Annotated in this window: 24 protein-coding genes, 1 rRNA gene, 1 pseudogene and 2 other annotated features; all 26 genes and pseudogenes read left to right on the plus strand. The window is 46.4% G+C overall.

The features are described from left to right. A 5S ribosomal RNA gene (gene rrf, locus AC4EHJ_RS16240) occupies nt 1-70 on the plus strand; the annotation flags it as partial. Between the two features lie 448 nt (nt 71-518). After that, nucleotides 519-764, plus strand: a complete 246-nt coding sequence (locus AC4EHJ_RS16245) for a hypothetical protein (RefSeq protein WP_490976650.1) — start codon at nt 519-521, stop codon at nt 762-764. 155 nt (nt 765-919) lie between these two features. Next, nucleotides 920-1390 carry a CtsR family transcriptional regulator gene (locus tag AC4EHJ_RS16250; RefSeq protein WP_490976651.1) on the plus strand — a complete coding sequence of 157 codons (471 nt, stop codon included), beginning with the start codon at nt 920-922 and terminating at the stop codon, nt 1388-1390. Nucleotides 1391-1437: 47 nt separating this feature from the next. Further along, nucleotides 1438-1935 carry a UvrB/UvrC motif-containing protein gene (locus AC4EHJ_RS16255; RefSeq protein WP_490976652.1) on the plus strand — a complete coding sequence of 166 codons (498 nt, stop codon included), beginning with the start codon at nt 1438-1440 and terminating at the stop codon, nt 1933-1935. Next, the gene (mcsB, locus tag AC4EHJ_RS16260) at nt 1925-3016 is read left to right on the plus strand and encodes a protein-arginine kinase McsB (protein WP_490976653.1); all 1092 of its coding nucleotides are present in this window, start codon (nt 1925-1927) and stop codon (nt 3014-3016) included. The genes AC4EHJ_RS16255 and mcsB overlap by 11 nt, the downstream gene beginning before the upstream one ends. Next, the gene (locus AC4EHJ_RS16265; protein WP_490976654.1) at nt 3013-5454 is read left to right on the plus strand and encodes an ATP-dependent Clp protease ATP-binding subunit; all 2442 of its coding nucleotides are present in this window, start codon (nt 3013-3015) and stop codon (nt 5452-5454) included. Before mcsB ends, AC4EHJ_RS16265 begins: the two co-directional genes overlap by 4 nt. A 64-nt stretch (nt 5455-5518) precedes the next feature. Further along, nucleotides 5519-6898, plus strand: a complete 1380-nt coding sequence (gene radA, locus AC4EHJ_RS16270; protein ID WP_490976655.1) for a DNA repair protein RadA — start codon at nt 5519-5521, stop codon at nt 6896-6898. A gap of 93 nt (nt 6899-6991) precedes the next feature. Beyond that, nucleotides 6992-8092 carry a PIN/TRAM domain-containing protein gene (locus tag AC4EHJ_RS16275; protein ID WP_135500597.1) on the plus strand — a complete coding sequence of 367 codons (1101 nt, stop codon included), beginning with the start codon at nt 6992-6994 and terminating at the stop codon, nt 8090-8092. Nucleotides 8093-8105: 13 nt separating this feature from the next. Beyond that, nucleotides 8106-8801: a 2-C-methyl-D-erythritol 4-phosphate cytidylyltransferase gene (ispD, locus tag AC4EHJ_RS16280; protein ID WP_490976656.1), complete on the plus strand. Its 696-nt coding sequence runs from the start codon at nt 8106-8108 to the stop codon at nt 8799-8801. Continuing rightward, nucleotides 8798-9298 (plus strand): 2-C-methyl-D-erythritol 2,4-cyclodiphosphate synthase, encoded by a 501-nt coding sequence (gene ispF, locus AC4EHJ_RS16285; RefSeq protein WP_490976657.1) that lies wholly within the window; start codon nt 8798-8800, stop codon nt 9296-9298. Before ispD ends, ispF begins: the two co-directional genes overlap by 4 nt. Before the next feature lie 42 nt (nt 9299-9340). Continuing rightward, a complete protein-coding gene (gene gltX / locus AC4EHJ_RS16290; protein WP_490976658.1) occupies nt 9341-10804 on the plus strand; it encodes a glutamate--tRNA ligase in 1464 nt (487 codons plus the stop codon). 41 nt (nt 10805-10845) lie between these two features. Beyond that, nucleotides 10846-11058, plus strand: a binding site (T-box leader). 56 nt (nt 11059-11114) lie between these two features. After that, on the plus strand, nt 11115-11777 hold the full coding sequence (cysE, locus tag AC4EHJ_RS16295) for a serine O-acetyltransferase (RefSeq protein ID WP_490976659.1): 663 nt from the start codon (nt 11115-11117) through the stop codon (nt 11775-11777). Then, a complete protein-coding gene (cysS, locus tag AC4EHJ_RS16300) occupies nt 11774-13174 on the plus strand; it encodes a cysteine--tRNA ligase (protein ID WP_490976660.1) in 1401 nt (466 codons plus the stop codon). The genes cysE and cysS overlap by 4 nt, the downstream gene beginning before the upstream one ends. Nucleotides 13175-13178: 4 nt before the next feature. Beyond that, complete coding sequence (locus tag AC4EHJ_RS16305) at nt 13179-13598, plus strand: Mini-ribonuclease 3 (RefSeq protein WP_490976661.1); 420 nt, start codon at nt 13179-13181, stop codon at nt 13596-13598. Next, nucleotides 13595-14347 carry a 23S rRNA (guanosine(2251)-2'-O)-methyltransferase RlmB gene (gene rlmB / locus AC4EHJ_RS16310; protein WP_490976662.1) on the plus strand — a complete coding sequence of 251 codons (753 nt, stop codon included), beginning with the start codon at nt 13595-13597 and terminating at the stop codon, nt 14345-14347. The genes AC4EHJ_RS16305 and rlmB overlap by 4 nt, the downstream gene beginning before the upstream one ends. A 4-nt stretch (nt 14348-14351) precedes the next feature. Next, complete coding sequence (locus AC4EHJ_RS16315) at nt 14352-14861, plus strand: NYN domain-containing protein (RefSeq protein WP_490976663.1); 510 nt, start codon at nt 14352-14354, stop codon at nt 14859-14861. Between the two features lie 68 nt (nt 14862-14929). Then, complete coding sequence (sigH, locus tag AC4EHJ_RS16320) at nt 14930-15580, plus strand: RNA polymerase sporulation sigma factor SigH (protein WP_490976664.1); 651 nt, start codon at nt 14930-14932, stop codon at nt 15578-15580. A gap of 140 nt (nt 15581-15720) precedes the next feature. Then, nucleotides 15721-15795, plus strand: a pseudogene (rpmG, locus tag AC4EHJ_RS16325) (50S ribosomal protein L33); the annotation flags it as partial. Between the two features lie 60 nt (nt 15796-15855). After that, nucleotides 15856-16041, plus strand: coding sequence for a preprotein translocase subunit SecE (gene secE, locus AC4EHJ_RS16330; RefSeq protein ID WP_135500608.1), 186 nt, complete (start codon nt 15856-15858; stop codon nt 16039-16041). A gap of 103 nt (nt 16042-16144) precedes the next feature. Then, nucleotides 16145-16678: a transcription termination/antitermination protein NusG gene (nusG, locus tag AC4EHJ_RS16335; protein ID WP_135500609.1), complete on the plus strand. Its 534-nt coding sequence runs from the start codon at nt 16145-16147 to the stop codon at nt 16676-16678. Between the two features lie 162 nt (nt 16679-16840). Next, on the plus strand, nt 16841-17266 hold the full coding sequence (gene rplK / locus AC4EHJ_RS16340) for a 50S ribosomal protein L11 (protein WP_033542812.1): 426 nt from the start codon (nt 16841-16843) through the stop codon (nt 17264-17266). A gap of 105 nt (nt 17267-17371) precedes the next feature. After that, entirely contained in the window at nt 17372-18067 is a 696-nt protein-coding gene (rplA, locus tag AC4EHJ_RS16345; RefSeq protein WP_490976665.1) for a 50S ribosomal protein L1, read from the plus strand. A gap of 42 nt (nt 18068-18109) precedes the next feature. Beyond that, nucleotides 18110-18257 (plus strand) — a sequence feature (ribosomal protein L10 leader region). Nucleotides 18258-18293: 36 nt separating this feature from the next. Beyond that, complete coding sequence (gene rplJ, locus AC4EHJ_RS16350; protein WP_490976666.1) at nt 18294-18794, plus strand: 50S ribosomal protein L10; 501 nt, start codon at nt 18294-18296, stop codon at nt 18792-18794. A gap of 56 nt (nt 18795-18850) precedes the next feature. Further along, nucleotides 18851-19210, plus strand: coding sequence for a 50S ribosomal protein L7/L12 (gene rplL, locus AC4EHJ_RS16355; RefSeq protein ID WP_490976667.1), 360 nt, complete (start codon nt 18851-18853; stop codon nt 19208-19210). 124 nt (nt 19211-19334) lie between these two features. Further along, a complete protein-coding gene (locus AC4EHJ_RS16360; RefSeq protein WP_490976668.1) occupies nt 19335-19937 on the plus strand; it encodes a class I SAM-dependent methyltransferase in 603 nt (200 codons plus the stop codon). Between the two features lie 215 nt (nt 19938-20152). Next, entirely contained in the window at nt 20153-23707 is a 3555-nt protein-coding gene (gene rpoB, locus AC4EHJ_RS16365; protein WP_490976669.1) for a DNA-directed RNA polymerase subunit beta, read from the plus strand. Nucleotides 23708-23722: the final 15 nt, after the last annotated feature.

Below are 23722 nucleotides of genomic sequence, written 5' to 3' on the forward strand. Positions count from 1 at the left end.
CGGCAGTTAAGCTCTTTTGCGCCGATGGTAGTTGGGGGTTTCCCCCTGTGAGAGTAGGACGTCGCTGGTCTAGAGAAAGAAAACCGTTGCCTTAACCGGCAGCGGTTTTTTTGTGCGTCTGGACATTGTCCGGATCACTGAGCGCCTAACGGTCCTTTGATCAAAAGTTATTCGCTATTGCAATAGTGGCATGAATGCCATAAAGAATAAATCGAAATTTTAATAGATTTTTCAATTGAATAAATTAAAATGTACCTTCATTGTCATATATAGCACAATTGTCAGAAGGGTAGAGTTTTTGTGTCCGGATTTGAAAGACAGGGATAGAAATAAGAAAATTAAAACCTCTATTCTAAAATTTTCTAAGAACTTCCCACCTTTTCATAAGTTATCGAAACAAATTGTTTTCAAAATTTTAAAAGCTTGAATGATGAAATTTATCATAAGATTTTTAAAAATAAGCACCATAATGATTAACAACGTCACGCATTGGGAAAACTGATAATGAGGTGATATGCATGAAACCAGGTTTATATAAAGTAGAAACAATTGATAAAAGAACTGCGCTGCTCACTCCATTGAATAAACAAGATGATCAATTTACTTTTCCAGTCTCCGATTTTACACACGATGTGGCTGAAGGAGATGTCGTAGAAGTTTGGCGGGAAGGCACTAAATGGAAAACGAAATATTGCGAAGAAGATACGAAATCGATTTCCAGCCACACTAAGGATTTTGTAAAGCGGATTATGGATAAAGAATAACTTATGATGTCTCGGGGATAATTAGTCTCGAGACATTTTTTGATTGTATTATTCAAATCGTAGAATTTGAAATCCTTAAAAAGCTTAGTGTATAATTAAGTCAAATATAGTCAAAGTCAATTAAAGACTAATTAGGTACCTGAGAGGTGATGGCGATGCGGAATATTTCGGACATAATTGAAGGGTATTTAAAAGGGATTATAGAAGTAAGCGAAAGAGACTATATTGAAATCAAACGCAATGAAATCGCCGAAAGATTTCAATGTGTCCCTTCGCAAATAAATTACGTGATAAATACTCGATTTACAGCGGATCGCGGCTATCTCGTAGAAAGCAAAAGAGGCGGTGGCGGATATATCCGCATTAAGCGCATCACGCTTCATACGAAATCCGATGTTCTTTCCGATGTTATTAAACGCTTGGAGCAAGGTGCCTCTCAAAGCATGGCAGAAGATATTGTTTTTAGGCTATTAAACGAGGATATCATTTCTAAAAGGGAAGCGAAATTAATCCTGAGTGCGAGCGATCGCGCGACGCTGCTTCTGCCGTTGCCGACGCGTGATGAGGTAAGAGCGAGAATTCTAATCGCTATGTTATTTACTTTGAAATATCAGTCGAGTATTTGAGAGGTGATCAAATGTTTTGTGAGCAATGCGGGAAAAGGCCGGCTTCTGTGATCGTCAAACAAAATGTGAATGGCAATACAATCCAACGCAACCTTTGCCCAATCTGTGCTGCTGAAAGCCATAATCTAAATTATACTTTTGAGCAAGATCCTATGGCCATTCACCAATTATTGTCCAATTGGTTTCCAAACCAAAAAACCTCTGTTAATCCAGTCAAAAAGGAAGTAGCTGTATGCCCGAATTGCGGATTCACATTCTCTAAATTCATGGAAATCGGAAAATTCGGTTGTGCTACTTGCTACGAAGCTTTTGAAGATCATTTAGATAATATATTCAAGAGACTCCATAATGGAAATTATAGGCACGAAGGTAAAATACCTTCTGCTTACGGCAGTACCTTAAAGATAAAAAAAGAGATAGAAGAATTACGAAAACAGATGCAAGTTTCTATTGCCGATGAGGATTTTGAAGAAGCGGCAAAACTGCGTGATGAGGTAAGGGCTCTTACTCTCCAACTTGTAGGGGGTGAGGCGGATGGAAATTGATCGTTTTCTGCAGCCTAAAGCTAGCAGTTGGATGGAAACAGATAGTGAAAATGCAGATATCGCAATGAGCACCCGGATACGGCTAGCCCGTAACTTAAGCGATTTTAAATTTCCTTACTCGTTTTCAGAAGACGAAGCATTAAAAGTAGACAAGGCGATTTCATCGGTGCTGATAGACCAAGGACGTAAATTGAACTTGGAATTCACCCATATTGATATACAGGAAATCCTTCCTCTCCAGCGAGAGGTGTTGATTGAAAAGCATTTGATCAGCCCATACTTAGTGAAGGAAAGCCATTCCGGCGCAGTTCTTCTTTCGGAAAATGAAGAGCTTAGTATAATGGTAAATGAAGAAGACCATTTGCGGATTCAAAGTTTACGGGCTGGGTTCCATTTGAAAGAAACGTATCAGGTGGCCAATGACCTGGATAATCTATTGGAACAGCATTTATCGTATGCGTTTCACGAAAAATATGGTTATTTGACCAGTTGCCCGACTAATACAGGAACAGGAATGCGAGCTTCAGTCATGCTGCATTTGCCAGCGTTGACAATGTCACAGCAAATCGCGCGGATCGTTCCGGCAATCTCACGTTTAGGAATGGCTGTGAGAGGTATTTACGGAGAAGGCAGCGAAGCGCTGGGCAATGTATACCAGATTTCCAATCAAATGACGCTTGGCAAGTCAGAATATGAAATTTTGCAAGACTTGGAAAGTATGACCGACCAAATCATTCAACAAGAACGCAGGGCGAGGGATGCGATTTTGAATAATTCGCCGGTCGCTTTGGAAGACCGGGTGTATCGCTCTCTCGGTACGTTAGCCAATGCAAGATTGTTGTCTACAGAGGAAGCGGCGACTTGCTTATCGAATGTCCGATTGGGCATCGATTTAAAATTAATTAAAGATATCGATATGTCGATATTAAATGAATTGATGATTTTTATGCAGCCGGCATTTTTGCAGCAGTATTCAGGCAGCCCTTTACAGCCGACTGAAAGAGATATTGCCCGCGCAAAATTATTCCGCGAGCGTTTGAATAAGGATAGTGTAACTAACAAAGGAGAGGATTTTGCATGATGTTTAATCGATTTACACAACGCGCACAAAAAGTTCTTCAACTAGCTCAAGAAGAAGCCATCCGCATGAAACACGAATCGATTGGGACCGAACATATTTTGCTTGGATTGATTCGTGAGGGCGGCGGCATAGCTGCTAAAGCTCTAGAAGCAATTGATGTTAATACACAACTAATCGAAGAAGGCATTAAAGAACTGGTCGGTGTCGGCGAAAAAGATGTAGGGCCGATTGTCCATTATACTCCGAGGGCGAAGAAAGTCATCGAGTTATCGGTGGATGAATCACGCAAGCTTGGCCATTCCTATATTGGGACCGAGCATTTGCTGCTTGCCTTGATACGCGAAGGTGAAGGAGTTGCTGCGCGGGTACTTGGCAATGCAGGCGTCAGCTTGAACAAAGCTCGCCAGCAAGTGCTTCAGCTATTGGGAAGCAACGAACAGGCTTCAAATACAGGAAGCAGCCCAAATGCTTCTGCGAATACACCGACTCTTGATGGCCTGGCACGCGACTTGACTCAAGTGGCGCGCGAAGGCAGTTTGGATCCGGTCATTGGGCGCAGCAAGGAAATTACACGGGTAATCGAAGTGTTGAGCCGCCGCACGAAAAATAATCCGGTGTTGATTGGTGAGCCAGGTGTTGGTAAAACAGCGATTGCCGAAGGATTGGCACAGCAGATTGTCAATAATGAAATACCGGAAACGCTGCGCGACAAACGTGTTATGGTACTTGATATGGGGACCGTTGTTGCCGGTACGAAATACCGCGGTGAATTTGAAGATCGTTTGAAAAAAGTGATGGACGAAATTCGCCAAGCGGGCAATGTCATTCTGTTTATCGATGAACTTCATACATTGATCGGTGCAGGCGGAGCGGAAGGGGCAATTGATGCTTCGAACATTCTGAAACCGTCATTGGCACGCGGAGAGTTGCAGTGCATCGGTGCTACTACATTGGACGAGTACCGAAAATACATCGAAAAAGATGCCGCCCTTGAGCGCCGGTTCCAGCCGATTCAAGTGGATGAGCCAACAGTGGCAGAATCCATTCTAATCATTAAAGGGTTGCGTGACCGTTACGAAGCGCATCACCGAGTGAAAATTACAGACGAAGCTATTGAAGCGGCAGCGGTCATGTCCGACCGATATATTTCTGACCGTTTCTTGCCGGATAAAGCGATTGATTTGATTGACGAAGCGGGTTCTAAAGTCCGTCTTCGTTCGTATACGACTCCACCTGATTTGAAAGAGTTGGAAGATCGCTTGGAATCTGCCCGCAATGAGAAGAATGCGGCTGTCCAAAGCCAGGCTTTCGAAAAAGCTGCTTCTTTGCGCGATGCCGAGCAAAAGCTGAAAGATCAATTGGATAAAACAAAGAAAGAGTGGAAAGAAAAGCAAGGCAAAGAAGAGTCTGAAGTGACGGTTGAGGATATTGCAGCGGTCGTCTCTATGTGGACAGGCGTTCCAGTTTCTAAATTGGCACAAACAGAAACTGAAAAATTATTGAATTTGGAAGATCTTCTCCACAATCGCGTAATCGGACAAGAAGAAGCCGTGACTTCGATTTCCAAAGCGATCCGCCGTGCGCGTGCAGGTTTGAAAGATCCGAAACGCCCGATTGGTTCGTTCATTTTCCTTGGGCCTACGGGTGTCGGTAAAACGGAACTTGCCCGCGCTTTGGCAGAAGCGATGTTCGGAGATGAAGAAGCGATGATCCGCATTGACATGTCCGAGTATATGGAAAGACATTCGACTTCACGCCTTGTCGGTTCGCCTCCGGGCTACGTCGGGTATGAAGAAGGCGGCCAATTGACGGAGAAAGTCCGTAGAAAACCGTATTCAGTGATATTACTAGATGAAATTGAAAAAGCGCATCCGGATGTCTTCAACATCCTGTTGCAAGTTCTCGAAGATGGACGTTTGACTGATTCGAAAGGCCGACGCGTCGATTTCCGCAACACGGTGATCATCATGACATCCAATGTTGGTGCGGAAGAATTGAAATACAATAAATACGTAGGATTCAATTTGCAGGACGGGAAAACGGATTACAAGGACATGAAAGCGAAAATGCTGGGCCAATTGAAAAAAGCTTTCCGTCCGGAGTTCTTAAACCGTATTGACGACATGATTGTGTTTCATTCTCTTGAACGGGAAGATTTGCGCAAAATCGTCAACTTGATGTCCCAGCAATTGGTCGATCGTTTGAAACAACAGCATATTGATTTGGAACTGACAGACGCTGCGCTTGAAAAAATCGCGAAGGAAGGGTATGATCCGGAATATGGTGCCCGCCCACTTCGCCGTTCTCTTCAAAAACACGTTGAAGACCGCTTGTCTGAAGAATTATTGAAAGGTACGGCAATTGCGGGGCAACATATCGTATTCGATGTAGAAAATGACGAATTTATCGTTCGCACAACGGCGGATATCAAGGAATAAAAGAATAATCATTCCGCTCGCCGGATTTTCGGCGGGCGGTTTTTATATGGAAAGGGAGAGAGTCATGGCTAAGAAAAAGTCGAAATTCATCTGTCAATCATGCGGCTATGAATCAGCGAAATGGATGGGCAAATGCCCAAACTGCGGCGAGTGGAACCAAATGGTGGAAGAAGTCGAAATGGCAGTGCCTAAAGGTACGCGCGGCGCATTCCAGCATTCGGCTTCTGTACCTCAAAAAGCCACACCGATCAACTCAATCGAAACGCAGGATGAACCGCGGGTGGATACGAAAATGGGCGAGATGAACCGGGTTCTCGGCGGCGGCATTGTGCCGGGTTCGCTCGTGCTCATTGGTGGTGATCCGGGGATCGGAAAATCGACGCTGCTTCTTCAAGTGTCTGCGATGCTTGCGAATAATGGCAACCGGGTATTGTATATTTCGGGAGAAGAATCGATCCGCCAAACGAAGCTGCGCGCGGAGCGCTTAGACGCTGCGTCGCCGGAATTATTCATTTATGCGGAAACGAATCTGGAACTGATCAATCATACAATTGAAGATGTGGCACCTGATTTTGTCATTATCGATTCCATCCAGACCGTGTATCATCCGGAAGTGACGTCCGCACCAGGCAGTGTGACCCAAGTGCGAGAAAGTACCGCCGAATTGATGCGCATTGCTAAAACCAAAAATATCGCGATTTTCCTGGTTGGCCATGTTACAAAAGAAGGGCAGATTGCAGGACCGCGTATTTTGGAGCACATGGTGGATACGGTGCTTTATTTTGAAGGCGAGCGGCACCATACGTACCGGATTTTGCGCAGCGTCAAAAACCGCTTCGGCTCGACAAATGAAATCGCGATTTTTGAAATGCTGCAAAGCGGGTTAGTGGAAGTGTTGAACCCGTCGGAACTCTTCCTTCAGGAACGCTCGAGCGGAGCGGCAGGGTCGACCGTCGTCGCTTCGATGGAAGGCACGCGGCCGATTCTGGTAGAAATCCAGGCGCTGGTAACGCAGTCGAGCTTCAATTATCCGAAACGGATGGCAACTGGCATCGACCAAAACCGGATTTCGTTATTGATGGCGGTCCTTGAAAAACGGGTGGGTATGCTGCTGCAGTCACAGGACGCTTATATCAAAGTGGCCGGAGGCGTCAAACTGGATGAACCGGCCATTGATTTGGCTGTGCTGGCGAGTATTGTTTCCAGCTACCGGGATATTGCGCCGAACGTCTATGACTGCATCATCGGAGAGGTCGGATTGACCGGTGAAGTGCGGCGGGTATCGCGCATTGAGCAGCGTGTTCAGGAAGCGGCTAAGCTCGGCTTTAAACGCGCTATCATTCCGGCTTCGAATCTGGGAGGCTGGGATTATCCGGAAGGAATCCGGGTAGTCGGCGTCGAAAGTGTCAACGATGCATTGAAAGAAATATTCCCACAGCAGTAAGAGGGCGCATTGCCCTCTTTTTCTTTACTGTAAAGCCGAACACAGCGTTTCCATTACAAAACGTGTATAATTATTTAAAAGGAGGTGGAGTCCATGTTAAAGAGAATTATCCAGATTTTATTTTTACTGATTGGCGCTACCGTCGGAATCATATTTTTGCCCTATGTTTTTGAACTTATTCCCATTCCCGACAGCCCGTGGATTAATAATGCCATCGTATTTGCTTTGATCGGCGCCCTTGTATTCTTTTTATTGTCATTATTGTTTGCGGATTCGATTGTTAAATTTGTGAGGTGGATGGAAGAGAAATTGCTCCATGCACCGACTCCGGATCTATTGTTCGGTACGGTAGGGCTTATCATCGGATTGGTGGTGGCTTTCCTGATCGGATTCGCCTTGAACACCATCGATATCCCGATTGTCGCTACGGCAGCTCCAATTATTCTGTCTGTGGTGCTCGGGTATTTAGGGTTCCAAGTTGGCTTTAAGAAGCGGGAAGAAATGGTCGGCATGCTGACGCCTCAGCGCATTATGACGAACCATAAAAAGGCGGAACCTGAAGAGCCTGTAAAAAACATGTCCTATAAATTGCTTGATACGAGTGTCATCATCGATGGCCGGATCGCGGACATTTCAGCTACCGGTTTTATGGAAGGTACGTTTGTCGTACCACATTTCGTGTTGTCGGAATTGCAGCATATCGCGGATTCATCGGATACGCTAAAACGGACACGCGGCCGCCGCGGCTTGGACATTTTGAAACGCCTCCAGGCTGAGCGTGAAGGTGCGATTGTGATTACCGAAGAAAATTACGATGAAGTCGCTGAAGTTGATATGAAATTGATGCGCGCTGCGAAGAAAATGGGCGGGCAAGTAGTAACAAACGACTTCAATTTGAATAAAGTCTGCGAATTGCACAATGTGCCGGTGCTGAACATCAATGATTTGGCGAATGCTGTGAAGCCGGTTGTCATTCCGGGTGAAGATATGCACGTTGTCGTGATCAAAGACGGCAAAGAACAAAATCAAGGCGTAGCTTATTTAGATGACGGCACGATGATTGTCATTGAAGACGGCAAAGGCTATATCGGCCAAGCCATTAATGTGACGGTGACGAGTGTGCTGCAAACATCGGCGGGCCGCATGATTTTTGCGAAACCGCGTGAGGGGCGCCAAGCCTCAATGAATGGATAAAGGATGTCGCAATATGAACTATACAGTGGTCTTGCCTGCTGCGGGCAGTGGAAAACGGATGAAGGCAGAGAAAAACAAATTATTGCTGGAGCTTTTCGGCAAACCGATTTTCGTTTACACGCTTGAAGTCTTTCAGAATGATCCGCAATGTGACGCGATTTGGCTTGCGGTAAAAGAAGAAGAGCGCAGTGTAATTGAACGCTATGTTGCGGATTACGGCATTACGAAAGTAAAAGGCTATGCACAAGGCGGAATGGAGCGTCAAGACAGTGTCAGAGCTTGTCTTGAAGCGATTCCGCCTTGCGGTGTTGTATTGGTGCATGACGCGGCGCGGCCATTCATTGCGCCTCGCGTCATCGCCAGTCTGGTACAGGAAGCGGCTCAAAAAGGGGCGGCGATTGCTGCGGTCCCGGTGAAAGATACCATCAAAAAAGCGGCGAATGGCATTATTACGGAGACTGTAGACCGGGAACAGCTGTGGATGATTCAGACGCCGCAAGCGTTCACTTATGAGCTTATGCTTGAGGCGGCACAATCGGCAAACGAAGCCGGTTTTATCGGTACGGATGAAGCGATGCTCGTAGAGCGCCTCGGCCATCCGGTACATATTATTGAAAGCACCTATGAAAATGTGAAAATGACTACTCCGGAAGACTTGATTTATGGCAAAGCCATTTTGGAGAGCCGGATACAGGAGGAATTGAAATGATTCGAATTGGACAGGGATATGATGTGCATCAATTAGTAGAAGGGCGGCCGTTCATCTTAGGCGGCATTGAAATTCCCCATGTTAAAGGATTGCTTGGGCATTCGGATGCGGATGTGCTGTTGCACACGATTACGGACGCTGCGCTTGGCGCGATTTGCGGAGGCGATATCGGCAAGCATTTTCCGGATACGGACCCTGAATTCAAGGACGCGGATTCAAAAAAACTGCTGTCGCATATTTGGCAATATGTAAAAGAACAAGGCTATGAACTGGGCAATGTCGATTGCACCGTCATCGCGCAGAAACCGAAATTGGCGCCGTATATTGAGCAGATGCGCGAATCGATTGCCCGCTTGCTGGAAGCAGATGTGTCGCAAGTCAACGTTAAAGCGACGACTTCGGAGCATCTAGGATTTACGGGCCGTGAAGAAGGCATCGCAGCGCTGGCTGTGATTTTACTGGTGCAGCGCCCGCTTTCGCTGGACGTTCCAGAATGATAGAATAAAGGATATTGTTATTCAAATGAGGAGGAAATATACATGACACAAGAAGTACGCGTACGCTACGCTCCGAGCCCGACTGGCCATTTGCATATCGGAGGAGCACGCACAGCGTTGTTCAATTATTTATATGCACGCCATAATAACGGCAAATTTATCGTCCGGATCGAGGATACCGACATTGCACGGAATATCGAAACCGGAATAACCTCGCAGCTAGACAATTTGAAATGGCTTGGCATCGAATACGATGAGTCGGTTGATATCGGCGGCGAATACGGTCCGTACCGACAGATGGAGCGCCTAGACATCTACAAGAAATACGCTGGCCAAATGCTTGAACAAGGAAATGCTTATAAATGCTTCTGTACGCCTGAAAAATTAGAAGCAGAACGCGAAGTCCAAAAAGCTGCAGGCATTGCTGCTCCTCAATACGTTGGGACATGCCGCAACTTAACTGCTGAACAAGTAGCTGAAAAAGAAGCTGCCGGCCTTTCCCATACTTTGCGCATGAAAGTGCCAGCTAACGTAACGTATGAGTTTGAGGATCTGGTCCGCGGGCCGGTATCATTCGAGTCGAAGGACGTCGGTGACTGGGTACTCGTGAAAACGAACGGCATCCCGACCTATAATTTCGCAGTTGTCGTAGATGACCATTTGATGGAAATCTCACATGTCTTCCGCGGAGAAGAGCATTTGTCGAACACACCGAAACAGATGATGATATTTGACGCATTCGGCTGGGATTACCCAACTTACGGCCATATGACATTGATCGTCAATGAAGACCGCAAAAAACTGTCGAAACGCGATGAATCGATTATCCAGTTCATATCCCAATACAAGGATCTTGGATTTATTCCTGAAGCGTTGTTCAATTTCTTCTCACTTCTTGGCTGGTCTCCGGAAGGGGAAGAAGAGATCTTCTCGAAAGAAGAGCTGATCCGCATTTTCGATGTGAACCGCCTTTCCAAATCGGCATCGATGTTCGATAAACAGAAGTTAACTTGGATGAATAACCAGTACATCAAGCAAATGACGCTGGAAGAAGTGGTCGCCTTGGCGCTTCCGCATCTGCAAAAATCGGGCAAGCTGCCTGAAGAGTTGACACCGGAACAAGCCGAATGGGCTGAAAAGCTGATTGCCCTGTATCATGAGCAATTGAGCTATGGCGCTGAGATCACGGAATTGACCGAAGTGTTCTTCGTTGATGAACTGACGTTCGAGGAAGATGAAAAAGCGGTGCTTGCCGGCGAACAAGTGCCGGAAGTGATGGCTTCTTTCAAAGAGCAGTTGGAAAACTTGGAAAGCTTTGAAGCGGCTGACATCAAAGCGTCGATCAAAGCAGTGCAAAAAGCGACAGGCCACAAAGGGAAAAATCTTTTTATGCCGATCCGCATTGTCACGACGGGCCAAATGCACGGACCTGAATTGCCGGATGCCATTTCGTTGCTCGGCAAAGACAAAACGATTGCCCGTGTTGCCCAGTTCGCAAGCGCTTAAATTGACTTCTGCTAAAAAAGAGGTACAATAAATCTACTATTACCAAAACGTTGACGAGAAGAAGTACGTGCGCACGCTCTTTAGAGAAGACCTCCACCGGCTGAAAGGGGTCTGGGCCTCTGCGGCACGGAAATGCCTCTCTGAGTGCTGAGTCGAATCAAGTAGACCAGACGTGCCGCCTGCGTTAAAGGCTTCGAGAGAGAAGGCACAGCCCTTCTAATCAGAGTGGAACCGCGCAATTATGCGTCTCTGTCATTAATTTGACAGGGGCGCTTTTTATTTTGCCCTAGGTTAGGAAGGAGTTAAGAAGATGTGGAAGTTATTGAAAGAAGACATTGATGTTATTTTTGAACAAGATCCGGCCGCCCGCAGCTACCCGGAAGTCATTCTGACGTATGCAGGCCTCCATGCCATTTGGTTGCACCGGCTGGCTCATTTCTTTTTCAAAAATAAGTTATTTTTTATCGCACGGGCCATCTCTCAGATCAGCCGTTTTTTCACGGGCATCGAAATTCACCCGGGCGCGGTCATCGGCCGCCGGGTCTTCATTGACCACGGCATGGGCGTAGTGATCGGCGAGACATGCATTATCGGCAATGACGTGACGCTGTACCAAGGCGTCACACTTGGCGGGACTGGGAAAGAACGCGGCAAACGCCATCCGACATTAGAAGACGGCGTGCTGGTCGCGACCGGCGCGAAAGTGCTCGGTTCGATTGTCATCGGCGCTAATTCCAAAGTGGGTGCCGGTTCGGTGGTTTTGAAGAATGTTCCGCCGAATTCGACCGTTGTCGGAATTCCAGGCAAAGTGGTCATGCAAGACGGCGTCAAAGTGAAGCCGGACTTGAACCACCAGAACATGCCGGATCCGGTCATGGACAAATGCGACAGCATGGAAATGAAGATTGCTGCGCTGCAGCGCGAAGTGGAACAACTGAAAAATGCTCAAAAGAAAGCAGGGGAACTTCAATGACGATCCAAATTTTTAATTCATTGTCACGCCAAAAAGAGGCGTTTATTCCGTTAGAAGCGGGAAAAGTAAAGATGTATGTGTGCGGGCCGACCGTCTATAATTACATCCACATTGGCAACGCGCGTCCGGTCATCGTCTATGATACCGTACGCCGCTACTTGGAATACCGCGGCTATGACGTAACGTATGTGTCTAATTTCACGGATGTCGATGACAAGCTAATCAAGGCGGCCAAGGAACTTGGCGTAGAAGTGCCGGAAGTGGCTGAGCGGTTCATCGGTGCCTATTTTGAAGATACGAAAGCGTTGGGCTGCAGCGAAGCAGATGTCCATCCCCGTGTAACGGGCCATATGCCGCAGATTGTCGATTTCATTAAAGTGCTGATCGAAAAAGGCTATGCCTATGAGTCGCAAGGCGATGTTTATTACCGCACCCGCAAATTCGAAGGCTACGGCAAATTGTCGCATCAATCGGTCGACGAGCTGAAAATCGGTGCGCGCATCGAAACGGGCGACAAAAAAGAAGATGCTTTGGACTTTGTGCTGTGGAAAACGGCCAAGCCTGGCGAAATTTCTTGGGAAAGCCCATGGGGCCAGGGACGTCCAGGCTGGCACATCGAATGCTCAGTGATGGCGCGCGAGCACCTCGGCGACACAATCGACATCCATGCCGGCGGACAGGATTTGACGTTCCCGCACCACGAAAACGAAATCGCACAGTCGGAAGCGCTGACAGGCAAACCGTTTGCACGCTACTGGATGCACAATGGCTATATCAATATCGACAATGAAAAAATGTCCAAATCACTGAATAATTACGTGTTGGTCAACGACATCCTGAAAGAGCTCGATGCCCAAGTGCTGCGATTCTTCATGCTGTCCGTGCATTACCGACATCCGATCAACTATTCGCAGCAATTAGTGGAAGATGCCATTGCAGCATTGGACCGCCTGCGCACGGCATACGCCAATTTAAAGCATCGCTTGCAAGCGTCCGCCGACCTCGGGGACCATTCGGACATTTGGCTGTCAAAAATGGACGGCATCAAAGCGGAGTTCCTTGAAACGATGGATGACGATTTTAATACAGCAAATGCCATTTCAAAGCTTTTTGATTTGTCGAAGCTGTCGAATACGTATTTACTGGAAAAGCAGACATCAACGCAAGTGCTTTCGGCATTTATCGCGATGTTCGACGAATTAGCGGGTGTTCTTGGGCTGCCGTTCAACGAGCAGGAAGAATTATTGGACGAAGAAGTCGAAGCGCTGCTTGCGGAACGGATCGAAGCGCGCAAGAATCGCAATTTTGCCCGTGCCGATGAAATCCGCGATTTGTTCAAAGAGAAAAGCATCATTTTGGAAGATACAGCGCAAGGCACGCGTTGGAAGCGGGGGTGACAGCATGAATGTGTTACGGAACCAAGATGTCGACCAGCTGAACGGGCTTGCGCTCGCCTATATGGGGGACGCTGTCTATGAGCAGGCAGTGCGCGAACATTTGCTGCGCTCAGGGCGCGTTAAACCGAATACGCTTCACCGCCAGGCGACGACGTTCGTCTCGGCAAAAGCTCAGGCAATGGTGCTGAAACGGTTGACGGAAGAAGGTTTTTTAACGGAAGAGGAATTGGCGGTCATGCGGCGCGGCCGCAACGCCAAATCAGGCTCCGTGCCCAAAAATACCGACGTCCAGACCTATAATTTCAGTACCGCGTTCGAAGCGGTTCTGGGCTGGCTGTATTTGAAAGAACGGCAGGAGCGGACAGGCGAGGTCATTCGCTACGCCATCGAGATTGTTGAAGAGTTGAGAGGAGTGGTCAAATGAGCGAAGAACTAACGCCAGAAATCATCGGCGGCAAAAATCCTGTACTGGAAGCGTTGCGCGCCGACCGCGATGTCAATAAAATCTGGATTGCTGAAGGCGTTCAGAAAAAAGGCATCATGGAAATATTGGAACTGGCTAAAGAGAAAAAAGTCTTGGTGCAATTCGTGCCGAAGAAAAAAATCGACAGCCTGACTGATTCCAACCACCAAGGAATCGCGGCAGCAGTAGCGGCCTATAATTATGCAGAGCTGGATGACTTGTTCGAAGCGGCGGTAAGCCGCTCTGAAGATCCGTTCTTTCTCATTCTCGATGAACTTGAAGATCCGCATAATTTGGGGTCGATCATGCGCACCGCGGATGCTATCGGTGTCCACGGCTTGATTATTCCGAGGCGCCGGGCAGTCGGGTTGACGGCGGTTGTTGCAAAATCCTCAACCGGTGCGATCGAGCATGTGCCGGTGGTACGGGTCAATAATTTATCGCAAACCGTTGATGAATTGAAAAAGCGTGGCCTGTGGATTGCCGGTACAGATGCGAAGGAATCTGCTGATTACCGGACAATGGACGCTAAATTGCCGCTTGCCGTCGTCATTGGCAGCGAAGGCAAAGGCATGAGCCGCCTGCTGCGCGATAAATGCGATTTCCTTTACCAGCTGCCGATGGTCGGGCATGTCACGTCGCTCAATGCGTCTGTCGCTGCTAGCCTTCTGATGTACGAAGTCTACAGAAAGCGCAATCCACTAGGTTGAGGCAATGGACATTCTACTGGTGGATGGGTATAACATCATTGGGGATTGGCCGGAACTGCAGAAACTGAAAAAAGATAAGTTGGCGGATGCCAGAGATCGGCTGATTGAGCGCATGGCGGAATACCAGAGCTATAAGGGATGGCGGGTCATCATCGTTTTTGATGCCCACCTGGTGCCTGGCATCGAAGCAAAAGACCGGCGCCATGATATAGAAGTGATTTTTACCCGGGAAAGCGAGACGGCCGATGAACGAATCGAAAAGCTGGCGGACAGTCTTGGCAACCGGCGTGACCAGATTTACGTCGCGACATCGGATATGACCGAGCAACGGGTGATTTTCGGCAAAGGCGCGCTAAGAATTTCGGCTCGGGAGCTGGAAATTGAAACAGAAGAAATAAAGCGAGATATTACAAAAAAAGTAAAAGAAATCCAGGAGCAGCGCGCTTTCTCAAAGATCCTGCTGTCTGATGAAATAGCTGAAATTTTCGAAAAATGGCGCAGGGGACAGAAATGATAGGTTGACGCTCAATTTTTGCTTCCTGTATACTGAGGATATCGAGGCTCGCAACCGGAGGGATAGCCGTGGTAAATCATGAGCAAGTTCAAGCCCAACGATTCACAAAAATGTCAGATGAGGAACTTGTCAGCTTAGTCCACAGCGGAAATACTGAGGCCTTGGATTATTTAATTACGAAATATCGGCATTTTGTCCGCATGAAAGCGCGTTCTTACTTTCTGATCGGCGCCGATAAGGAAGACATCATCCAGGAAGGGATGATCGGTTTATACAAGGCGATCCGTGATTTCCGCAGCGATAAATTATCGTCGTTCCGTGCGTTTGCCGAATTGTGCATCATCCGCCAGATCATCACGGCGATCAAAACGGCGACCCGCCAAAAACATATTCCGCTGAATTCCTATGTTTCATTGGATAAACCGATCTACGATGAGGAATCAGATCGCACTTTGATGGATGTGCTGACAGGCAACGGCGTGGATGATCCTGAAGAATTGATGATTAACAACGAAGAGTTCATGTACATGGAAGCAAAAATGGGGGAAGTGCTTAGCAACCTCGAACGGGAAGTGCTGGCGCTGTATCTCGACGGACAATCCTATCAGGAAATTTCAGAAAAATTAGAACGCCACGTCAAATCCATCGACAATGCGCTGCAACGAGTCAAGCGCAAATTGGAGCGGCATCTTCAGCTGGATGAGACACAGACGTCCTGACGCTGTTGACAGGTTACTTTTTAGATGCTAATCTGGAAAAAGCTGAAAACTCGAATAGGGTGAAGAAATATGGCTAAAAAAATCGTTTAAGCTGCTCGAAATGTGCATCCTGCAATTATACGGTTCCGGCGCGTTCGGAACCTAGCACACGTTTGGAACTTAATAAATCCTGTGCTCATTGCAATGGGCATACCGTGCATAAACAAACGATATGAATATTAAGTGAATGCCGAACGATATAGAGTGATTTTAAATTTTCGGAGGTTTTTTAAACAATGGGCAACATTGGCAGTTTCTTTAAGAACGTCGTTTCGGAAATGAGAAAAGTTAGCTGGCCTAAACGCAAAGAACTAACACGCTATACGATAGTGGTTCTTTCAACAGTCATCTTCATGGCGCTTTTCTTCGCATTGATTGATTCAGGCATCTCGGAATTATTCCGCTGGTTCTTGGCACTCTAAAGGATCAACAACAATAACATGTCAAAAATAGCCCGTCAGCAGTTGAGAACGGGTTTTTTCATTTGGTGAAAAAAGGAGGGACGGACGTTTAGTCCGAACGAATATGGAGAAAAACTGGTATGTGGTCCACACGTATTCCGGATATGAGAACAAAGTGAAGGCGAATTTGGAAAAACGTGTCGAAACAATGGGCATGCAAGACAAGATCTTCCGCGTCATCATCCCGGAAGAACAAGAAACAGATTTCAAAGATGGCAAAAAACGCACGGTCATGCGCAAAACCTTCCCGGGTTACGTGCTGGTTGAATTGATCATGACGGATGAGTCTTGGTATGTTGTGCGCAATACGCCGGGCGTAACCGGCTTTATCGGTTCATCGGGCGGTGGCGCGAAGCCAACGCCGCTTTTAGATGAGGAAGTCGATTTCATCCTGAAACAGATGGGCATGGCTGCGCGCAAAGTGGATATCGACTTTGCAGTGGGCGATACCGTTGAAGTCATGGAAGGGCCATTTGCGAACTTCCAAGGGAAAGTCGAAGAAATCGACGAAACAAAGGGCAAAGTCAAAGTGTCGATCGATATCTTTGGCCGTGAAACAAAAATGGAACTTGATTTCGAGCAGGCCCATAAAATTTAAATACCCCTTGCTATTCTCTTAGGGAAGTGGTATTATTTCATAGGTCAGACTGTCATCAGACAATTTGTACAAGCTAATTAATTCTATCAACATAGTTGACAGAGATATTGAGTGGGAGGGGAAACCCTATTACCACATCACGGACTTAAGGAGGTGTGTTTCGTGGCTAAAAAAGTTATTAAAGTTGTAAAATTGCAGATCCCTGCAGCAAAAGCTAATCCAGCGCCACCGGTTGGTCCAGCATTGGGTCAAGCAGGTGTTAACATCATGGGCTTCTGTAAAGAGTTCAACGCGCGTACGGCAGATCAAGCAGGACTGATCATTCCAGTTGAGATTTCAGTATTTGAAGATCGTTCATTTACATTCATTACGAAAACTCCACCCGCAGCTGTTCTACTTAAAGTAGCAGCCGGTATTGAATCAGGTTCAGGCGAACCGAACCGCAATAAAGTAGCGACTGTAAAACGCGACAAAGTTCGCGAAATCGCAGAAACTAAAATGCCAGATCTAAATGCTGCTTCAGTTGAAGCTGCAATGTTGATGGTTGAAGGTACTGCTCGCAGCATGGGCATTACAATCGAAGACTAATACAGCAGTTGTTTTTGGATGGGTTGCGTGAGTTCAATATGAACCGCGCAGCCTTTAATCGTGGGAGGTTTAAACCGTTAGACCACAACAAGGAGGACGTTTAAAATGGCTAAAACAGGCAAAAGGCTGCAAGATGCAGCAAAATTGATCGACCGTACAAAACTTTACGAAGCTAAAGAAGCGATCGAACTTGCTAAAAAAGCAAGCACAGTAAACTTCGATGCAACAGTAGAAGTGGCTTTCCGTCTTGGAATCGACACGCGCAAGAACGACCAGCAAATCCGTGGAGCAGTAGTGCTTCCGAATGGTACTGGTAAAACTCAAAGCGTATTGGTTTTCGCTAAAGGCGAAAAACTTAAAGAAGCTGAAGCAGCTGGCGCAGATTTCGTCGGCGATGCTGAATATATCCAGAAAATCCAACAAGGATGGTTTGACTTCGATGTTATCGTAGCAACTCCTGACATGATGGGTGAAGTTGGTAAACTTGGGCGCGTTTTAGGGCCAAAAGGCTTAATGCCAAACCCGAAAACAGGCACAGTTACATTTGATGTAACAAAAGCTGTTCAAGAAATCAAAGCTGGTAAAGTGGAATACCGTGCAGATAAAACGGGTATCATCCATGCGCCAATCGGGAAAGTTTCTTTCGAAGACGGCAAACTTGCTGAAAACTTGGAAGCGATCTATGATGTTGTCCTTAAAGCTAAGCCATCGGCTGCTAAAGGCGTATACATCAAATCCCTAAACGTAACAACTACAATGGGACCTGCTATTAAAGTGGATACTTCTACTGTAGGAAAATAAGAGTTTGACAAACCATTTCCGCGTTGCTATAATTGCGAAGTTGTGAAATGCATATTTGTACCGCAGACAGCAGGGGCGCCAGCCGCTTAATTTATCCCTGCCGAGGACATGATGAATTCAGTTGACATCTTTTTGATGCTGATATTATGCCTCTGTGTCTGTATAGACCAGAGGCTTTTCTTATGGGCTGACGGTACGAATTGAAAAATCTATAGGAGGTGCCAAAATGAGCAAAGCAGTTGAAACGAAAAAAGTTGTCGTGCAGACAATCGCTGATAAATTCAATGCTGCAGCTTCTGTTGTAGTTGTTGATTACCGCGGTTTGAATGTTGCACAAGTAACAGAACTTCGTAAACAGCTTCGTGAAGCAGGCGTTGAGTTTAAAGTTTACAAAAACTCAATGACTCGCCGTGCGACAGAAATGCACGGTCTTGAAGCGATCAACGAACACTTGACAGGACCAAACGCAATTGCATTTTCTAACGAAGATGTAGTAGCTCCAGCGAGAATCATCAACGATTTCGCTAAAAAGAACGAAGCGCTTGAAATTAAAGCGGGTATCATCGAAGGCACTGTTGCATCTGCTGACGATGTAAAAGCATTAGCAGAACTTCCATCACGCGAAGGTCTACTTTCTATGCTACTCAGCGTACTTCAAGCTCCAGTCCGCAACTTTGCTGCTATTACAAAAGCAGTTGCAGACCAAAAAGAAGAACAAGGCGCTTAATAAGTTAGCCGGATAAGCACGACAAAAAAATCAACTTTCCATAGGAGGAAACTATAATGACACAAGAACAAATCTTAGAATCAATCAAAGAAATGACAGTTCTACAACTTAACGACCTTGTAAAAGCAATCGAAGAAGAGTTCGGCGTAACTGCTGCTGCTCCTGTTGCTGCAGCTGCTGCTGGCGGTGCTGCTGAAGAAGAACAAACTGAATTTGATGTAATCCTAGCTGCTGCTGGCGATCAAAAAATCAAAGTTATCAAAGCAGTACGCGAAGTTACTGGCCTAGGCTTGAAAGAAGCTAAAGCACTAGTTGACGAAGCTCCTAAAGCAATCAAAGAAGGCGTTACTAAAGAAGAAGCTGAAGAAGTAAAAGGCAAACTTGAAGAAGTTGGCGCTTCAGTAGAAGTTAAATAATTTCAACACCTTTTGAATAAGAAAGAAGCTCGTCAGTATTCACCGACGGGCTTTTTCTTCTTTTTAAAACCGGAAATTCCGGTGCGGCATTGTGCTGAGTTGATAAATGTAAGGAGGACTCCTTGTGTCACAGCATTATTATTCCAAAAATCCTCAAACAAAAAGCAATCCTCGAGAATGGACATATACATTGCGGGGCGAAGAATTTCATTTCCAGACAGATGCGGGTGTGTTCAGTAAGGGTGAGGTCGATTTTGGCTCGCGGCTGCTGATCGAAGCATTTAAAGATTCGGACTTGAACGGGCCAATTCTCGATGTCGGCTGCGGATACGGGCCGATCGGAATGGCCATCGCCAAAACAATTCCCCACAAAGAAGTTCATATGGTAGACGTGAATGCACGCGCCATTGAATTGGCTAAAAAGAATACAGAGAAAAATGGAGCGACCAATGTTCGGATTTATGAAAGTGACGGACTGGCTGCTGTTGAGGCGGAAGGCTTTTCGGCGATCTTGACCAACCCGCCGATACGTGCGGGAAAAGATACGATATTCCGTTTTTACGAAGAAGCATTTGAGAAGCTGGAAAGTGGTGGATCCCTGTGGGTGGTTATCCAGAAAAAGCAGGGTGCGCCTTCGACGCAGGAGAAATTAGAGGGACTTTTCGGCAATTGCCGGCAGGCTGACAAGAAGAAGGGTTACTTTATTTTCGAAGCCAGAAAAGTTTGACTTGACAAATCCCTTGTGTTATTATAATGAAATGCAAAATTATTATTTTGAGGTCGTTTGCCCTTTTTGGGGCTTGGCATGGCGACAGAGCAAATCACGGGTATACCGAAAATGAGCTATTGTTTAGCCTCGTTTTCTTTTTGTCTTTTCGATATCATACACCATCCGGTGAAAATCGCAAAGACCTATAATCGTTTTATTGAGGGGTGAATAAGTTGGCAGGTCAACTAGTTCAGTACGGGCAACATCGTCAACGTAGAAGTTTTTCGAGAATTAAAGAAGTGCTCGATCTTCCTAACCTGATTGAAATTCAATCAGCGTCTTATGAGTGGTTCCTCGAAGAAGGGCTGCGCGAAATGTTCCGAGATATCTCGCCGATTGAAGATTTCACTGGAAATCTTTCACTCGAGTTTGTAGATTACAGTCTCGCAGAACCAAAGTATCCAGTTTCTGAATCGAAAGAACGCGACGTCACATATGCGGCTCCACTTCGCGTAAAAGTGCGTCTCCACAACAAAGAAACAGACGAAGTAAAAGAACAAGATGTCTTTATGGGCGATTTCCCATTAATGACGGAAACAGGTACTTTTGTCATCAATGGCGCAGAGCGCGTCATCGTTTCTCAATTAGTGCGTTCACCAAGTGTTTACTTCCACGACAAAACAGACAAAAACGGTAAAAGAGGCTTTGGAGCAACGGTTATTCCTAACCGCGGCGCATGGCTTGAATATGAAACTGACGCAAAAGACGTAGTCTATGTCAGAATCGACCGCACGCGTAAATTGCCAGTTACTGTACTTTTAAGAGCATTGGGCTTCGGATCCGACCAGGAGATCATCGAATTGCTTGGGGACAACGAATACCTGCAAAACACGCTTGAAAAAGACAATACAGAAAGCACTGAAAAAGCGCTTCTTGAAATTTACGAGCGCCTCCGCCCTGGAGAGCCGCCAACAGTCGAAAGCGCTAAGAGCTTACTTTACTCACGCTTCTTCGACCCAAAACGCTATGACCTTGCAAATGTCGGCCGCTACAAAATGAACAAAAAGCTTCACATCAAAAACCGTCTCTTTAATCAGACTATTGCTGAGACGCTGGTTGATCCGGAAACGGGTGAAATCCTGGTTGAAGCAGGCACGCTAATCGATCGCCGTGTCCTAGATCGCTTGATCCCTTACTTGGAAGCTGGAGTTAATTTCCATTCAGTTACCCAAAATGGCGGAGTCCTAGAAGGCGATGTTACATTGCAATCTGTGAAGATCTACGCGCCGAATGATGAAACTCAAAAAGAAATCAATGTTATCAGCAACGCTTACATTGAAGACAAGATCAAGCATGTAACGCCAGCCGATATCATTTCTTCTATTAGTTACTTCTTTAACCTACTTTACGGAGTTGGAAACACGGATGATATCGATCATCTTGGAAACCGACGTCTCCGTTCAGTAGGGGAGTTGCTGCAAAACCAATTCCGCATCGGTTTATCCCGTATGGAACGCGTTGTGCGTGAGCGTATGTCGATCAACGACACGCAAGCGATCGTGCCGCAGCAATTGATTAATATCCGCCCGGTAATTGCTTCCATCAAAGAATTCTTCGGAAGCTCTCAGCTTTCCCAGTTCATGGATCAAACAAATCCATTGGGCGAATTGACGCATAAACGCCGACTTTCTGCATTAGGACCCGGTGGTTTGACGCGTGAGCGCGCTGGATTCGAAGTACGTGACGTCCATTACTCTCATTATGGACGCATGTGTCCGATTGAAACGCCTGAGGGGCCAAATATCGGTTTGATCAATACATTATCAACATTCGCTAAAGTGAATAAATTCGGCTTTATCGAAACGCCTTACCGCCGTGTAGATCCAGAAACAGGCATTGTAACACCTCAAATCGACTATTTGACTGCCGATGAAGAAGATAATTACGTAGTAGCTCAGGCTAATTCGCGATTAAATGATGACGGTTCTTTTGTAGAAGATGAAGTGGTGGCCCGTTTCCGCGGTGAAAACACATTGCTTAAACGTGAACGCATCGATTATATGGATGTTTCGCCGAAGCAGGTTGTTTCGGTAGCAACAGCTTGTATCCCGTTCCTTGAAAACGATGACTCCAACCGAGCATTGATGGGAGCGAACATGCAGCGTCAAGCAGTTCCTCTATTAAACCCTGAAGCGCCTTTCGTCGGCACGGGCATGGAGCATTTGGCTGCAAGAGATTCAGGTGCAGCAGTTATCGCCAAGTTTGAAGGGATTGTAGAATCCGTTGAAGCACGCGAAATTAAAGTGCGCCGCATTGAAGAAATAGATGGCAAAGAAGTGAAGGGCGACCTTACTGCTTATAAATTGCAGAAATTTGTCCGTTCCAACCAAGGGACAAGCTATAACCAGCGACCGATTGTAAAAGTCGGGGACCGGGTTTCGCCTCGCGATATCTTAGCTGATGGACCTTCAATGGAACGCGGTGAAATGGCGCTTGGACGCAACGTCCTAGTTGCATTCATGACTTGGGATGGCTTTAACTATGAAGATGCGATCATCATGAGCGAACGACTTGTGAAAGATGACGTCTATACTTCTGTCCATATTGAAGAGTACGAGTCAGATTCTCGTGATACGAAACTTGGGCCAGAAGAAATCACACGTGACATCCCGAACGTCGGCGAAGATGCATTGCGCAACTTGGACGACCGGGGAATTATCCGTGTAGGGGCCGAAGTGAAAGACGGCGACATCTTAGTCGGCAAAGTAACTCCAAAAGGAGTAACTGAATTGACAGCTGAAGAACGTTTATTGCATGCAATCTTCGGGGAAAAAGCGCGTGAAGTACGCGATACTTCTCTTCGTGTTCCACACGGAGCAGGCGGAATCGTACTTGATGTGAAAATTTTCAACCGCGAAGATGGTGATGAGCTGCCACCTGGTGTAAACCAATTGGTGCGTGCTTATATCGTTCAGAAACGTAAAATTTCAGTCGGCGATAAAATGGCCGGACGCCACGGGAACAAAGGTGTTATCTCACGTATTCTTCCTGAGGAAGATATGCCATTTATGCCAGACGGAACACCTGTAGATATCATGCTTAATCCTCTTGGTGTACCATCACGTATGAACATTGGGCAAGTTTTGGAGCTTCACTTAGGTATGGCTTCACGCTCGCTTGGAATTCATATGGCATCGTCTGTATTTGACGGCGCCAATGAAGCAGATGTATGGGAAACAATGGAAGAAGCTGGCATGCCGCGCGACGGAAAAACCATCCTTTATGATGGCCGTTCAGGTGAAGCATTCGACAACCGTGTGTCTGTAGGGATTATGTACATGATCAAACTTGCCCACATGGTCGACGATAAATTGCACGCCCGTTCAACAGGACCTTACTCGCTCGTTACGCAACAGCCATTGGGCGGTAAAGCCCAGTTCGGTGGACAGCGCTTCGGTGAGATGGAAGTATGGGCTCTTGAAGCTTATGGGGCAGCCCATACACTTCAGGAAATCCTGACTGTGAAATCGGATGATGTTGTCGGACGCGTGAAAACATATGAAGCAATTGTCAAAGGCGAAAGCGTGCCAGAACCAAGTGTTCCTGAATCGTTCAAAGTTTTGATCAAAGAGCTTCAAAGTTTAGGTATGGATGTTAAGATGTTAACGATTGACGACGAGGAAATCGAATTACGCGATTTGGATGAAGAAGAAGATCTTCAGCCAGCGGATTCATTGAACATCTTGCCAATCGCAGATAAAGAAGCTTCTGTTGGAACAGTTGATTGATACATTTTGGAAGCG

Source organism: Planococcus sp. TJ-301, assembly GCF_058268475.1.

What these genes read in the sequence shown, in the direction of transcription:
- AC4EHJ_RS16245 (WP_490976650.1), top strand. Translation starts at nt 519, where the DNA reads ATGAAACCAGGTTTATATAAAGTAGAAACAATTGATAAAAGAACTGCG.
- AC4EHJ_RS16250 (WP_490976651.1), top strand. Translation starts at nt 920, where the DNA reads ATGCGGAATATTTCGGACATAATTGAAGGGTATTTAAAAGGGATTATA.
- mcsB (WP_490976653.1), top strand. Translation starts at nt 1,925, where the DNA reads ATGGAAATTGATCGTTTTCTGCAGCCTAAAGCTAGCAGTTGGATGGAA.
- AC4EHJ_RS16265 (WP_490976654.1), top strand. Translation starts at nt 3,013, where the DNA reads ATGATGTTTAATCGATTTACACAACGCGCACAAAAAGTTCTTCAACTA.
- radA (WP_490976655.1), top strand. Translation starts at nt 5,519, where the DNA reads ATGGCTAAGAAAAAGTCGAAATTCATCTGTCAATCATGCGGCTATGAA.
- AC4EHJ_RS16275 (WP_135500597.1), top strand. Translation starts at nt 6,992, where the DNA reads ATGTTAAAGAGAATTATCCAGATTTTATTTTTACTGATTGGCGCTACC.
- ispD (WP_490976656.1), top strand. Translation starts at nt 8,106, where the DNA reads ATGAACTATACAGTGGTCTTGCCTGCTGCGGGCAGTGGAAAACGGATG.
- ispF (WP_490976657.1), top strand. Translation starts at nt 8,798, where the DNA reads ATGATTCGAATTGGACAGGGATATGATGTGCATCAATTAGTAGAAGGG.
- gltX (WP_490976658.1), top strand. Translation starts at nt 9,341, where the DNA reads ATGACACAAGAAGTACGCGTACGCTACGCTCCGAGCCCGACTGGCCAT.
- cysE (WP_490976659.1), top strand. Translation starts at nt 11,115, where the DNA reads ATGTGGAAGTTATTGAAAGAAGACATTGATGTTATTTTTGAACAAGAT.
- cysS (WP_490976660.1), top strand. Translation starts at nt 11,774, where the DNA reads ATGACGATCCAAATTTTTAATTCATTGTCACGCCAAAAAGAGGCGTTT.
- AC4EHJ_RS16305 (WP_490976661.1), top strand. Translation starts at nt 13,179, where the DNA reads ATGAATGTGTTACGGAACCAAGATGTCGACCAGCTGAACGGGCTTGCG.
- rlmB (WP_490976662.1), top strand. Translation starts at nt 13,595, where the DNA reads ATGAGCGAAGAACTAACGCCAGAAATCATCGGCGGCAAAAATCCTGTA.
- AC4EHJ_RS16315 (WP_490976663.1), top strand. Translation starts at nt 14,352, where the DNA reads ATGGACATTCTACTGGTGGATGGGTATAACATCATTGGGGATTGGCCG.
- secE (WP_135500608.1), top strand. Translation starts at nt 15,856, where the DNA reads ATGGGCAACATTGGCAGTTTCTTTAAGAACGTCGTTTCGGAAATGAGA.
- nusG (WP_135500609.1), top strand. Translation starts at nt 16,145, where the DNA reads ATGGAGAAAAACTGGTATGTGGTCCACACGTATTCCGGATATGAGAAC.
- rplA (WP_490976665.1), top strand. Translation starts at nt 17,372, where the DNA reads ATGGCTAAAACAGGCAAAAGGCTGCAAGATGCAGCAAAATTGATCGAC.
- rplJ (WP_490976666.1), top strand. Translation starts at nt 18,294, where the DNA reads ATGAGCAAAGCAGTTGAAACGAAAAAAGTTGTCGTGCAGACAATCGCT.
- rplL (WP_490976667.1), top strand. Translation starts at nt 18,851, where the DNA reads ATGACACAAGAACAAATCTTAGAATCAATCAAAGAAATGACAGTTCTA.